This window comes from Rickettsia endosymbiont of Urophora cardui (genome assembly GCF_964030725.1).
Classification (GTDB): Bacteria; Pseudomonadota; Alphaproteobacteria; order Rickettsiales; family Rickettsiaceae; genus Rickettsia.
Window position 1 is genome coordinate 384,787 of record NZ_CAXIPY010000004.1, and the last position, 13,428, is coordinate 398,214.

Consider the following 13,428-nt stretch of genomic DNA (forward strand, 5'->3'; position numbering starts at 1 on the left):
CAAGCCTTATAGATAATATGGTTTTAAGACAAGAAGTAATACAACAATCCGTAAGAAAATGATAAAATATGGTCATAAACCTTATGGATTTCAGTCAATGCCAATAGACAACATTATCAAATCGCAAGAACAAGGGAAACTGTTTGGTTATAAATTAAAAGAAGAATTAAACCCAAATAATAAGCTATATAAATTAAGAGAATTAATAAATTGGTCTAGGCTCGAAGAGTGGTTATCAAAAAATGTTTGTATTAAGAAATTTGGTAGAAATAGAAAATGTCATAGAGTGATGCTTGGCATAACGATGCTACAAGCAATGTATAATTTTTCAGATTCATTATCAGAGGAAGAGCTAAAAGAGAATATGTATTGGCAGTATTTCTGCGGGTGGGAATATATAGAAAAAGACATAGCTATCTCGGAAACTAGTATACGACGGTTTCGTAGTGTATTAGGTGAAGCTGGATATAATGAGATATTATCGGAGTTGATCAGGGTTGGGATAAAAACTAACACAATTAAAAAAAAAGATTTGGAATTAATCATCGCTGATACGACTGTACAAATTAAGAATATCAAACACCCACACGATGTTTATTTAATGGATAAAGCTAGGCTTAGCATAGTAAAGCTTTGCAACAGTTTGGGTATACATTTGAATGAAACATACGCTAGAACCTATAAACGCGATATAGTAAAGCTATGGAAATATAAAGAACATAGTAAAGCCAAGAAGCGTTGGAAAATAATGAAGCATTTAAAAATATTACTGGGTCGTTTGATTAGAGTATGTGAGCGTGAGATCAAAAATAAGCAATTAAACTTGTCTCTCAAAAATCAAGAAGTATTGCAAAAAATAAAACAAATACATAACCAATCTGTTTTAAAAAGAGAAGCTAAAAAGCAATATAAAGAAGATAACAAAGTATTATATAGTTTTCATGCCCCTGAAGTAGAGTGTATAGGAAAGGGAAAACGCAACAAGCCATATGAGTTTGGCAATAAAGTAGCGGTAGTAGTAAGTGGTCGTAGAAATTTTGTTTTATCCGCAAAATCGTTTCATAATAATCCTTATGATGGTCATACATTGCATCAGAGCTTTGAAGCAGTAGAGAGTGTCACTGGAATCAAGATAAAGAAATCATTTGTTGATCTTGGGTATAGTGGTAGCAATGTAAAGGAGAAGAGTAAGGTATATACCCCAAAAACGCGGAAGAAGTTGTTACAAGAGGACAAGTCTATGATCAAGAGACGCAGTGCCATAGAACCAATAATAGGTCACTTAAAGCAATATGGTCGGATGGGTAGAAACTTCTTGAAAGGTATGATAGGAGATATTATCAATCCAATAATCTCTGCTATTGGTTTGAATTTACGATGCATTGCAAATCATTTACAAATCGTGTCTAACTCCACATAAATCAAAAATATCATCATGCAAAAACTAGATGAACGATAAAAAATCGTTAACAATAGCTCCATATCAAAATTAGACCAACACAGAAATGTATCAGTAAAAATTAACATAACTTATTAATTTTTATTGAAAATCTTAGCAATTTGTTGTCAAAACTCTATCCCATTACAAATGATCAGGATTTGAAGTGTTTTTGGCGGATAGACTATATAATGAATAGGTAAAAGCAAAACAATATGTAAGAGATTCCAACCCGAAATATGCTTGAGATAATTAATATTGATGGTAAATAAGACAAACCTTAGCTTACAAAAAAACTGCGTTTTTCAGTGGCTCTTTTAGAAGCCGATGGACTGATAAGTATATAGTTTGTAAGCCAGCGAATTCCATCAGGGCTGTAGAATAAATTAGGTTGATTTATCAGCTATAAGCCGGATACATGACTGCATTTGTTTGTTTTTATTATTGATGTTATTTTTTTCTTGCATTCTACAGGAGGTCCATACATGAAAAATCAAGACAAAAAAATGAGTAGTATGTTTTCCTAATTTTTCGATTATCAGGCAGCAATTTGCTGATAATTTTGCATATAATTCAGATATACATTCATAGGCTTTTTATAACCAATACTTGAATGAAATCTGTGATAATTATATTTATTCAGATAATGATCAATCCCCTCTTTTAACTCTTTAACATTGTTAAAATCATTAATAAAGATACAATTATATTTTAAAGTTCTAAAAAACCTTTCTATTACTATATTATCAATACTTCTACCTTTGCCATTCATTGAAATTTGGATATCATGCTCCTTGAGAATATTTATGTGGTCATAACTGGTATATTGGCTACCTTGATCACTATTAAATATCTGTGGAGCGTTATACTTACTGAGAGCTTGTTTCAAGACATCAGTTACAAGAGATGCATCCATAGAATTTGACAGTTTATAGCTCAATATGGCCTTGCTATGCCAATCTATAATAGCTGCCATATACATAAAGCCACCATTAGTTCTAATGTAAGTAATGTCACCACTCCAAACCTCATTCACATTAGGCACATACACTTGCTTTGTTGAGCCAGATTTAGTCCAATATTGATCAAGTAAGTAGCTATAGATCTTATGCTCACTATCGTTTCGAGAAGTAGATTTTTTCTTATGTGGGTAAATAGCTTCTATACCCATCATCCTCATATATTTCAGTACTCGATCTTTACCGACAATAAAACCATCTTCTAGTAACTGTTGATGAATATAGCGATAACCAAATTCAGGATTATCTGTATATATTTCATCTATTCTATTTAAAATACTTAATTTATTTATACTCATCTCCTTGGATTTATAGTAGGCTGTAGATCGACTAATCTTTAATAGTTCACACTCAGGAGTTTCGCACTTAGCAAATAATATGCTAATCTAGAGAAAAATAGTTTTAGATAAAAATGACAAGATCAAAATGTAGCAAAGATTTATATAAATCATTCTTACAAGCAAGTAGTGTAAGATATACTAGCAAAGCATTATCTGAAGTAAGTCCATTAGATCTATCGCACGATAGTGCAAGTCGATGGTTAAAGAGTAAGGATTTTCGCCCTAGCGAAATCTATAGCAAAGTGTCAAAATATATTGATCTGGAAGATCCTTGTTTATTAGTGGGAGATGACACCTTATTGTCAAAGCAATACAGTAAGAGGATCGAGCTTGTAAATTATCAATATTCTGGGGCTGTACATGATGTTATACCTGGTATAGGAATGGTAAACTTACTGCATTACAATACTCAAATTGATCAATCTACTCCTGTAGATTATAGAATATATGATAAAGAAACTGATGGTAAAACAAAGAACGAGCATTTTCGTGATATGCTTACTTTAGCTAAAGAAAGAGGTATAGCTAACGCGAAAAGGTTTTTACCATAGTTTTTGTATTTACTCACATATTCACCAGATCTAAATACTATTAAACATTGCTGGACTAACTTTAAAAACTGTTTACATAAAATTATTGATCAATGCCTAAGTTTTTCCTAATATGTGGTAGAAACATTTCCGTGTTAGCTATATCAAGCCTGATGCTATAGTTATGGATGCTTGGTATAGTGGTTTGGATAATTTAAAACATATACGTAATTTAGGTTGGATATGGGTTACCAACCTAAGAAAAAATAGAAAAGTTAATCGTAATGTTAGCTTGGAAACTTTAGAGATTCCCGATGAAGGGCTAAAAATTCACCTACGTGGATACGGTTGGGTTACGGTATTTAAGTTTGTGGCAAAAAATGGTCGCATTGATTACATAACAACTAATTTAGAGAATCCTACACGTGAGCAAATAGAGAAAATTGTTAAGGCGCGTTGGTCTATAGAAGTTTATCATCGAGAATTGAAACAAACTTGTGGTATTGAATGCTGTCAGGCACGCACGGGTCGAGCTCAAAGAAATCATATTTGCCTTGCTGTATTGGCCTGGCTTGATATGAACAAAAGGAGGATAAATGAAAACATTACTTTATATCAACAAACTTGGGAAGTTATAAAAACATCAATTCAGAACAACATTAAATGGCTTCTAACTAATACACAATTTTGCTAAGTGCGAAACTCCTGACACTGTCTTGATTTTGAGAGTTGATTTAGCTTGGAGTGTACAAGACTCTTTTTATTTGATAAATCCAAGCTTTTGAGCTTTCCCACGGCCCAGTCCCTCTCAACTGTGATTCTACCAAGAGCTTTAGCAAGTTCATCATTTTGCTCTTGTAAATGATTTATTTGTTCTTGATATTCACAGGAGTTTCGCACTTAGCAAATAATATGCTAATCTAGAGAAAAATAGTTTTAGATAAAAATGACAAGATCAGAATGTAGCAAAGATTTATATAAATCATTCTTACAAGCAAGTAGTGTAAGATATACTAGCAAAGCATTATCTGAAGTAAGTCCATTAGATCTATCGCACGATAGTGCAAGTCGATGGTTAAAGAGTAAGGATTTTCGCCCTAGCGAAATCTATAGCAAAGTGTCAAAATATATTGATCTGGAAGATCCTTGTTTATTAGTGGGAGATGACACCTTATTGTCAAAGCAATACAGTAAGAGGATCGAGCTTGTAAATTATCAATATTCTGGGGCTGTACATGATGTTATACCTGGTATAGGAATGGTAAACTTACTGCATTACAATACTCAAATTGATCAATCTACTCCTGTAGATTATAGAATATATGATAAAGAAACTGATGGTAAAACAAAGAACGAGCATTTTTGTGATATGCTTACTTTAGCTAAAGAAAGAGGTATCAAGCCTGATGCTATAGTTATGGATGCTTGGTATAGTGGTTTGGATAATTTAAAACATATACGTAATTTAGGTTGGATATGGGTTACCAACCTAAGAAAAAATAGAAAAGTTAATCGTAATGTTAGCTTGGAAACTTTAGAGATTCCCGATGAAGGGCTAAAAATTCACCTACGTGGATACGGTTGGGTTACGGTATTTAAGTTTGTGGCAAAAAATGGTCGCATTGATTACATAACAACTAATTTAGAGAATCCTACACGTGAGCAAATAGAGAAAATTGTTAAGGCGCGTTGGTCTATAGAAGTTTATCATCGAGAATTGAAACAAACTTGTGGTATTGAATGCTGTCAGGCACGCACGGGTCGAGCTCAAAGAAATCATATTTGCCTTGCTGTATTGGCCTGGCTTGATATGAACAAAAGGAGGATAAATGAAAACATTACTTTATATCAACAAACTTGGGAAGTTATAAAAACATCAATTCAGAACAACATTAAATTGTAATAGTTGAGATACCGTCTTGAGTGTCAACAACTTTTTCATTATTTTACCTCAATTTTATTTTACAGGGTTTTTATATTTGCACTAAAAGATGTTTTGTTATTAAGAACACCATAAATTATGTGAAGCAACTTACGCATAGCAGCAATCACTATAACCATTTTAGATTTTCCAACATTGCTCAAACGTTGACTAAAATCCTTAATAATCGGATTATGTTTTATAGCAACTATGGCAGGCATATAAAAAGCTTTACGTAAATTAGCATCTCCTGTTTTTGATATTTTTCCTATTCCATGGACAGAAGTGCCTGATTGTTTTGGCTTTGGGTTAAGACCAACAAACGCAGCTAGTTGTTTTGCAGAATTAAAATTTTCTACAACAAGAAAAGCAAGTATCACTCCTATTGTTTTTTCTCCTATACCAGGGATTGAATCAAGAAGTTTACTTTTATCATGTAAGTCTTTGTGTCCTTTAATATGATTAGAGATAAGTTCTTCTACTTCCTTAATTTGCTTATCCAGAAATTCAATATGAATCATAATGTTAATGGCAACTGCTTTACTTGCTCCGCTCAATCTATTATTTTCTTGATTTTTATTAGCAATCAAACTATCCAAGCGTCTTACCCATTGTTGTAATTCTTTAATATGTATAGGGGTTGGTTGCCAAAGATCAGGTTGCATAGCCTTGCAAAAAGAAGCTATCAATTCACAATCAGATTTGTCAGTTTTAACTCTTGAAAGCTTGCTCATTGCAAAGCCCTTGATGCGAGCTGGATTTACGACACTAACTTTAAATGTATTATCATAAAGATATTGAGCTAACCTAACTTCGTAACCACCTGTTGATTCCATACAAGCGTGAGCAGTATCTATTCCCTTTTTTTCTAACCATTGTTTTAGTGCAGCAAAGCCTTTTGCAGTATTATTAAACTTTTTGGTTTTGATTTTATTATCATTTAATAAAGCTACGTCAAATGTTGCTTTAGAAATATCTATACCCAAAATAATGCTACTCATATTTGACCTTCTATGTTAATAATAAGTAGAATACCCAAAGATCAACCTTGTAAATACAGGTTCATTGATTAATTTCAAGACCTAAGAATACCGTCCGATCTTTAATGAGTATGTGAAGACTAATTGTTTGATCTCAACTACAGGGTTACATAGCCCTAAGATTTAATACGGCATATTAGTCTTCTTACTTAAGTGCCCTTAAGTATCTTATAGTTGTTTACTAAAGACAATACTAAGATACAAGATTATATCTTACATTTAGTAAAATAAATTAATTATTAAATGGAGATAAAGAATGAACTTAAATCAAAAAATAATAAAACCAAAATTAGGTTTACTTGAATTAGCTAAGAGCCTTGGTAGTATATCATCAGCATGTAAAGCGATGGGATATAGTAGAGATAGTTATTACAGATTTAAAGAACTGTATGAAACTGGTGGCGAAGAAGCGTTGTATGAAATTAGTCGAAGAAAGCCAATAATAGCGAATAGAGTTGATCCTGCTGTAGAGAAAGCAGTACTAGATATGGCAATAGAATATCCAGCATATGGTCAGCTAAGAGTATCAAATGAGCTTAAAAAAACTGGTGTACTTGTATCACCTGGGGGAGTAAGATCAATTTGGTTACGTAATGATTTAAACAACATCAGTAAAAGACTTAAAGCATTAGAAGCAAAAATGGCTCAAGATGGTATTGTGCTTACTGAGGCACAATTACAAGTGCTAGAGAAGCGTCGTAATGAAAAAGAAGCTCATGGAGAAATTGAGACACAGCATCCAGGGTATCTAGGATGCCAAGATACATATTATGTAGGCAACTTTAAGGGTATAGGTAAGGTTTATTCTCAGGTATTTATTGATAGCTACAGCAGAGTAGCTGATGTTAAACTATATACTGATAAAACAGCTTTAACTGCTGCTGATATGCTTAATGACCGAGTGTTACCATGGTATGAGACTCAAGGGATACCAATACTTCGTATTCTTACAGATCGTGGGTCAGAATATAAGGGGAATATAGAGCATCATGCTTTTGAATTATTTCTAAGTATCGAAGGTATAGAGCATACTACTACTAAAGCATATTCTCCTCAAACAAACGGTATGTGTGAGCGTTTTAATAAAACAATGAAACAAGAATTCTTTGATACAGCTATGCGGAAAAAGATTTATACAAATCTTGATGACCTACAATTAGATCTTGATATCTGGCTAGAGTATTTCAATAATGAAAGACCTCATTCTGGTAAATATTGTTATGGTAAAACTCCTATGCAAACTTTTAAGGATAGTAAGAAATTAGCTGTTGAAAAGAATAATGAAATCTTGTATCTTGAATATGTATCTGACAGTCAAAATTTAACTGACAATCAGGTACGAAATTTATAGTGTCTGTAAGATCAAATCTTGACTTCTACAGATAACTTAACTGGCTTAATTTCCCTGCATCTAAAATCTCAAATGATGCTCCTCGCAGCAGAGCTACGAGGTATCTAAAAAAGTTTTAGTTGTTTCTTATGATATCACGAAGCAGAGCTTCGGGGAATTAAACCCTGAGAGATTAATTTTGTGATAACCTTATTAATGCCTTGAGGAACAATAAAACCAAACTCATGTAGTAGCCCCCTAATTTCATTAGCAAGTGCTGTACGATTTTTTACCAATCTCTCTCTTACCCTATGTATTGATAAAATTTCTTGTTGCTCTATAGTTTTAATTGCAACAAATCTCATATTAGGTCTTGTCACGGCTTCACATATCGCTTCAGCATCTGCTTGATCATTTTTATTAGTTTTAACATATGGTTTGACAAATTGCGGTGCCATTAGTTTTACTTCATGCCCTAATTTAGTTATTTCTCTTGCCCAATAACTAGAACCACCACAAGCTTCCATCCCTACTAAACATTGTGGTAAATTAGCCATAAATGTCAAAACCTGATCTCTCATCAATTTTTTCTTTAATACTGTCTTGCCATTTTTATCTACACCATGAATTTGAAAAATTCTTTTTGCAATATCTATACCAATTGTAGTAACCTCCATATGGACCTCTTTAATTGTTGTTTTAATATGTTAAATATTAACCCTAGAAGATTAGCAACTGCTTTTCATTCTCTATATCAGGAGGTCCATACCATTAGTCCATTATATATTTTGAAATATTGATAATTGATGATATATCATATGTACCATATAATCGTGAAGAAACTGATGTTTTATTTACCTTATTAGCTGAACGTTATGAAATGCGTAGTGTATTAATTACTAGCAATTTAGTTTTTGCAAAATGGAATACTATTTTTAAAGATGAAATGACTACGTCAGCAGTTATTGACAGATTGGTTCACCATTCTTCAATTCTTGAACTCAATACTGAAAGTTATAGAATCGCTACAGCTAAAGGCAAAAAATTAACTATAAAATCGGAGGATAATAATGTAACACTTTAGACAATATTTTTTACTCAAAAATGGGTAATTTTAATATTCGTCATGGGTAATTCTAATGTTCGTTCATCAATTATTTGATATATAATACAAATTATAGATTGATACACTCGCCACTTTTTTTAATCTCTCAGGGTTTAATTCCCCGAAGCTCTGCTTCGTGATATACTACTTGAATGGAAGAAAGCAGTTATATACATAAGAGTCATAATGTCACAGTACTAATATATCATTTAGTAACGCCGGCAAAGTATAGAAGAGTAATATTCAATCAAGAACTAGATGATTATTTGTGTAAAATTTGTGAGCACATAGAAGATCGTTATGAAATTAGATTTTTAGAAATAGGAGTAGATAAAGATCACGTACATTTTTTATTACAGTCAATACCAATGTATAGCCCAACAACAATAACTCAAATCATAAAAAGTATTACTTCTAAGAAAATGTTTGAGAAATATCCAAATCTTAAAGAAAAATTATGGGGAAGTGAGTTTTGGAGTAAAGGATATTTTATGAGCACAGTAGGTAAACATGGTGATGAGCAGAAATTACGTAATTATGTACAGAATCAAGGTTCAGGCAAACCTTCTTATAAAGCATTTCAACAAAAACAGTTAAAGCTTTTTGGATAGATACCTCGCAGCTCTGCTGCGAGGAGCATCATTAAAAAAAGTGGCGGGTGTATCAATCTATAATTTGTATTATATATCAAATAATTTACTTTAAATTGTAGAAATATCGCTTTTAAACTGATAAAAGCACTAAATATTTAGTCCGTCCGCCAAAACTCTACAAGCCTTATAGATAATATGGTTTTAAGACAAGAAGTAATACAACAATCCGTAAGAAAATGATAAAATATGGTCATAAACCTTATGGATTTCAGTCAATGCCAATAGACAACATTATCAAATCGCAAGAACAAGGGAAACTGTTTGGTTATAAATTAAAAGAAGAATTAAACCCAAATAATAAGCTATATAAATTAAGAGAATTAATAAATTGGTCTAGGCTCGAAGAGTGGTTATCAAAAAATGTTTGTATTAAGAAATTTGGTAGAAATAGAAAATGTCATAGAGTGATGCTTGGCATAACGATGCTACAAGCAATGTATAATTTTTCAGATTCATTATCAGAGGAAGAGCTAAAAGAGAATATGTATTGGCAGTATTTCTGCGGGTGGGAATATATAGAAAAAGACATAGCTATCTCGGAAACTAGTATACGACGGTTTCGTAGTGTATTAGGTGAAGCTGGATATAATGAGATATTATCGGAGTTGATCAGGGTTGGGATAAAAACTAACACAATTAAAAAAAAAGATTTGGAATTAATCATCGCTGATACGACTGTACAAATTAAGAATATCAAACACCCACACGATGTTTATTTAATGGATAAAGCTAGGCTTAGCATAGTAAAGCTTTGCAACAGTTTGGGTATACATTTGAATGAAACATACGCTAGAACCTATAAACGCGATATAGTAAAGCTATGGAAATATAAAGAACATAGTAAAGCCAAGAAGCGTTGGAAAATAATGAAGCATTTAAAAATATTACTGGGTCGTTTGATTAGAGTATGTGAGCGTGAGATCAAAAATAAGCAATTAAACTTGTCTCTCAAAAATCAAGAAGTATTGCAAAAAATAAAACAAATACATAACCAATCTGTTTTAAAAAGAGAAGCTAAAAAGCAATATAAAGAAGATAACAAAGTATTATATAGTTTTCATGCCCCTGAAGTAGAGTGTATAGGAAAGGGAAAACGCAACAAGCCATATGAGTTTGGCAATAAAGTAGCGTTAGTAGTAAGTGGTCGTAGAAATTTTGTTTTATCCGCAAAATCGTTTCATAATAATCCTTATGATGGTCATACATTGCATCAGAGCTTTGAAGCAGTAGAGAGTGTCACTGGAATCAAGATAAAGAAATCATTTGTTGATCTTGGGTATAGTGGTAGCAATGTAAAGGAGAAGAGTAAGGTACAGGAGTTTCGCACTTAGCAAAATTGTGTATTAGTTAGAAGCCATTTAATGTTGTTCTGAATTGATGTTTTTATAACTTCCCAAGTTTGTTGATATAAAGTAATGTTTTCATTTATCCTCCTTTTGTTCATATCAAGCCAGGCCAATACAGCAAGGCAAATATGATTTCTTTGAGCTCGACCCGTGCGTGCCTGACAGCATTCAATACCACAAGTTTGTTTCAATTCTCGATGATAAACTTCTATAGACCAACGCGCCTTAACAATTTTCTCTATTTGCTCACGTGTAGGATTCTCTAAATTAGTTGTTATGTAATCAATGCGACCATTTTTTGCCACAAACTTAAATACCGTAACCCAACCGTATCCACGTAGGTGAATTTTTAGCCCTTCATCGGGAATCTCTAAAGTTTCCAAGCTAACATTACGATTAACTTTTCTATTTTTTCTTAGGTTGGTAACCCATATCCAACCTAAATTACGTATATGTTTTAAATTATCCAAACCACTATACCAAGCATCCATAACTATAGCATCAGGCTTGATACCTCTTTCTTTAGCTAAAGTAAGCATATCACAAAAATGCTCGTTCTTTGTTTTACCATCAGTTTCTTTATCATATATTCTATAATCTACAGGAGTAGATTGATCAATTTGAGTATTGTAATGCAGTAAGTTTACCATTCCTATACCAGGTATAACATCATGTACAGCCCCAGAATATTGATAATTTACAAGCTCGATCCTCTTACTGTATTGCTTTGACAATAAGGTGTCATCTCCCACTAATAAACAAGGATCTTCCAGATCAATATATTTTGACACTTTGCTATAGATTTCGCTAGGGCGAAAATCCTTACTCTTTAACCATCGACTTGCACTATCGTGCGATAGATCTAATGGACTTACTTCAGATAATGCTTTGCTAGTATATCTTACACTACTTGCTTGTAAGAATGATTTATATAAATCTTTGCTACATTTTGATCTTGTCATTTTTATCTAAAACTATTTTTCTCTAGATTAGCATATTATTTGCTAAGTGCGAAACTCCTGAGGTATATACCCCAAAAACGCGGAAGAAGTTGTTACAAGAGGACAAGTCTATGATCAAGAGACGCAGTGCCATAGAACCAATAATAGGTCACTTAAAGCAATATGGTCGGATGGGTAGAAACTTCTTGAAAGGTATGATAGGAGATATTATCAATCCAATAATCTCTGCTATTGGTTTGAATTTACGATGCATTGCAAATCATTTACAAATCGTGTCTAACTCCACATAAATCAAAAATATCATCATGCAAAAACTAGATGAACGATAAAAAATCGTTAACAATAGCTCCATATCAAAATTAGACCAACACAGAAATGTATCAGTAAAAATTAACATAACTTATTAATTTTTATTGAAAATCTTAGCAATTTGTTGTCAAAACTCTATCCCATTACAAATGATCAGGATTTGAAGTGTTTTTGGCGGATAGACTATTTAACTTTAAATACAAATTTTTACTTTAGTCAGAAAAATTAGAATTTTTGTCAAAACTTCAGTTATAACCTATCCTAGAAATTTACACACTTACTGAAACAGCGCCCTTATCTCTGCGGTTCGTCTAAATGATTTTTTTCATAATTTTCATGCTGCATTTGTGCTTCAATACATAATGTAGCTATTGGTCGTGCTTCTAACCTTTTTATACCTATAGGGTCGCCTGTTTCTTCACAATAACCATATTCACCCTCTTCAATACGCTTTAATGCTTGCTCTATTTTTTCGCATAACTTGCGATATCTGTCTCTAGTACGAAGTTCGAAAGCAGTTTCTGTTTCAGTAGTAGCACGATCATTAGGGTCTGATTCATTCCAATTTTCTTCTTTTAGATGATTTAAAGTTTCTTGAGATTCACTTAGTAAAGAATTTTTCCACTTTAAAAGTTTTTGCCTAAAATATTCTAAGTGATTTTTACACATATATTCTTCGTCTTTAGACGGCTTATATTCTTCAGGCAATGTAGTAATGTTAAACATATTCATAATCTCAATATTATCTATTTAGTACCTATACTTATAACGCCAATTTAGGATAAGAGAAGTTGTTCTGGAGCTAAAGCATCAAGTTTTATACGAGATTTAGTGATAGCATAAGAAGTAACACAAGCTAGAATATGCACCAAGAAATTAACAGGAGATCTATGCCTTGTATGCTCTAGGTTCATTCTATTTTTTAGTATATTAAATACTGATTCAATTAATGATCGTTTACGTAACATAGCTTTATCTTCTAATTCTAGTAAATAATTCTTCATATCCTTGCGAATATTAGTTATCATTCTTAAATTTCTAGAATAGAGTTTAAACCATAACTCTTTACAAATATATGCTTTATCACCAAATACCTTACCTGTTATCTTCTGAGTTATAGATTCAAGAACAGATAAATCAGCTCTATTTGCTTTTGTTATTTTAACAGCTATAATCTCTGCTTTATGATTAATGATTAAATGTAATTTAAATCCCATAAACCAACCATAACTACTCATCCCAACTTTGGCAATTTTACCAAAAACTCTATTACTAGAAGTGCGCTTAGCATGACAAATAGATAGTTTTGTTGAATCAATAAAATATATTCCTGTATCTTCACCTCGTAGTAATTGCAACATTATTGACAATGGCAATATTAACCTTGGCCATAATTGTACTATTCTACTATAACATGGTAAACTAAACAACCCT

General features: G+C 32.3%; 11 protein-coding genes and 5 pseudogenes. 9 read left to right on the forward strand and 7 right to left on the reverse strand.

Annotated elements, in window-relative coordinates; genetic code table 11:
• Positions 1 to 58 precede the first annotated feature (58 nt).
• Complete coding sequence (locus AAHI98_RS05210) at positions 59 to 1,420, forward strand: IS5 family transposase (RefSeq protein ID WP_342224717.1); 1,362 nt, start codon at positions 59 to 61, stop codon at positions 1,418 to 1,420.
• Between the two features lie 556 nt (positions 1,421 to 1,976).
• Here AAHI98_RS05210 and AAHI98_RS05215 read toward each other — a convergent pair.
• Positions 1,977 to 2,843: an IS3 family transposase gene (locus AAHI98_RS05215; RefSeq protein WP_342225384.1), complete on the reverse strand. Its 867-nt coding sequence runs from the start codon at positions 2,841 to 2,843 to the stop codon at positions 1,977 to 1,979.
• A gap of 26 nt (positions 2,844 to 2,869) precedes the next feature.
• Here AAHI98_RS05215 and AAHI98_RS05220 point away from each other — a divergent pair.
• Together AAHI98_RS05220 and AAHI98_RS05225 are read left to right on the forward strand one after the other, a co-directional pair.
• Positions 2,870 to 3,322: pseudogene (locus AAHI98_RS05220) on the forward strand (IS701 family transposase); the annotation flags it as partial.
• A gap of 175 nt (positions 3,323 to 3,497) precedes the next feature.
• A pseudogene (locus tag AAHI98_RS05225) lies at positions 3,498 to 4,022 on the forward strand (transposase); the annotation flags it as partial.
• An 11-nt stretch (positions 4,023 to 4,033) separates the two neighbouring features.
• Here the strand turns inward: AAHI98_RS05225 and AAHI98_RS05230 are convergent.
• A pseudogene (locus AAHI98_RS05230) lies at positions 4,034 to 4,183 on the reverse strand (IS3 family transposase); the annotation flags it as partial.
• Positions 4,184 to 4,274: 91 nt separating this feature from the next.
• Here AAHI98_RS05230 and AAHI98_RS05235 point away from each other — a divergent pair.
• Positions 4,275 to 5,231, forward strand: coding sequence for an IS701 family transposase (locus tag AAHI98_RS05235; RefSeq protein WP_342225235.1), 957 nt, complete (start codon positions 4,275 to 4,277; stop codon positions 5,229 to 5,231).
• Between the two features lie 59 nt (positions 5,232 to 5,290).
• Here AAHI98_RS05235 and AAHI98_RS05240 read toward each other — a convergent pair whose 3' ends face one another.
• Complete coding sequence (locus tag AAHI98_RS05240) at positions 5,291 to 6,250, reverse strand: transposase (RefSeq protein ID WP_342224639.1); 960 nt, start codon at positions 6,248 to 6,250, stop codon at positions 5,291 to 5,293.
• A gap of 295 nt (positions 6,251 to 6,545) precedes the next feature.
• On the opposite strand from AAHI98_RS05240, the gene AAHI98_RS05245 reads away from it, so the two are divergent.
• Positions 6,546 to 7,640, forward strand: coding sequence for an IS481 family transposase (locus AAHI98_RS05245; RefSeq protein WP_342225236.1), 1,095 nt, complete (start codon positions 6,546 to 6,548; stop codon positions 7,638 to 7,640).
• Between the two features lie 185 nt (positions 7,641 to 7,825).
• On the opposite strand, the pseudogene AAHI98_RS05250 reads toward AAHI98_RS05245, so the two are convergent.
• A pseudogene (locus AAHI98_RS05250) lies at positions 7,826 to 8,296 on the reverse strand (IS110 family RNA-guided transposase); the annotation flags it as partial.
• Between the two features lie 119 nt (positions 8,297 to 8,415).
• On the opposite strand from AAHI98_RS05250, the gene AAHI98_RS05255 reads away from it, so the two are divergent.
• From AAHI98_RS05255 to AAHI98_RS05265, 3 genes are all read left to right on the forward strand, one after another.
• Positions 8,416 to 8,703, forward strand: coding sequence for an ATP-binding protein (locus AAHI98_RS05255; RefSeq protein ID WP_342225237.1), 288 nt, complete (start codon positions 8,416 to 8,418; stop codon positions 8,701 to 8,703).
• Between the two features lie 173 nt (positions 8,704 to 8,876).
• Entirely contained in the window at positions 8,877 to 9,335 is a 459-nt protein-coding gene (gene tnpA, locus AAHI98_RS05260; RefSeq protein WP_342225238.1) for an IS200/IS605 family transposase, read from the forward strand.
• Positions 9,336 to 9,553: 218 nt separating this feature from the next.
• Positions 9,554 to 10,708, forward strand: a complete 1,155-nt coding sequence (locus tag AAHI98_RS05265) for an IS5 family transposase (RefSeq protein WP_342225239.1) — start codon at positions 9,554 to 9,556, stop codon at positions 10,706 to 10,708.
• Here AAHI98_RS05265 and AAHI98_RS05270 read toward each other — a convergent pair.
• Positions 10,705 to 11,685 (reverse strand): IS701 family transposase, encoded by a 981-nt coding sequence (locus AAHI98_RS05270; protein ID WP_342224656.1) that lies wholly within the window; start codon positions 11,683 to 11,685, stop codon positions 10,705 to 10,707. The genes AAHI98_RS05265 and AAHI98_RS05270 overlap by 4 nt on opposite strands.
• A gap of 89 nt (positions 11,686 to 11,774) precedes the next feature.
• On the opposite strand from AAHI98_RS05270, the gene AAHI98_RS05275 reads away from it, so the two are divergent.
• Positions 11,775 to 11,975, forward strand: coding sequence for a hypothetical protein (locus AAHI98_RS05275; protein WP_342224789.1), 201 nt, complete (start codon positions 11,775 to 11,777; stop codon positions 11,973 to 11,975).
• Between the two features lie 313 nt (positions 11,976 to 12,288).
• Here AAHI98_RS05275 and dksA read toward each other — a convergent pair whose 3' ends face one another.
• Positions 12,289 to 12,720, reverse strand: coding sequence for an RNA polymerase-binding protein DksA (gene dksA, locus AAHI98_RS05280; RefSeq protein ID WP_342225240.1), 432 nt, complete (start codon positions 12,718 to 12,720; stop codon positions 12,289 to 12,291).
• 50 nt (positions 12,721 to 12,770) lie between these two features.
• Positions 12,771 to 13,427 (reverse strand): annotated as a pseudogene (locus AAHI98_RS05285) (IS982 family transposase); the annotation flags it as partial.
• Position 13,428 lies beyond the last annotated feature (1 nt).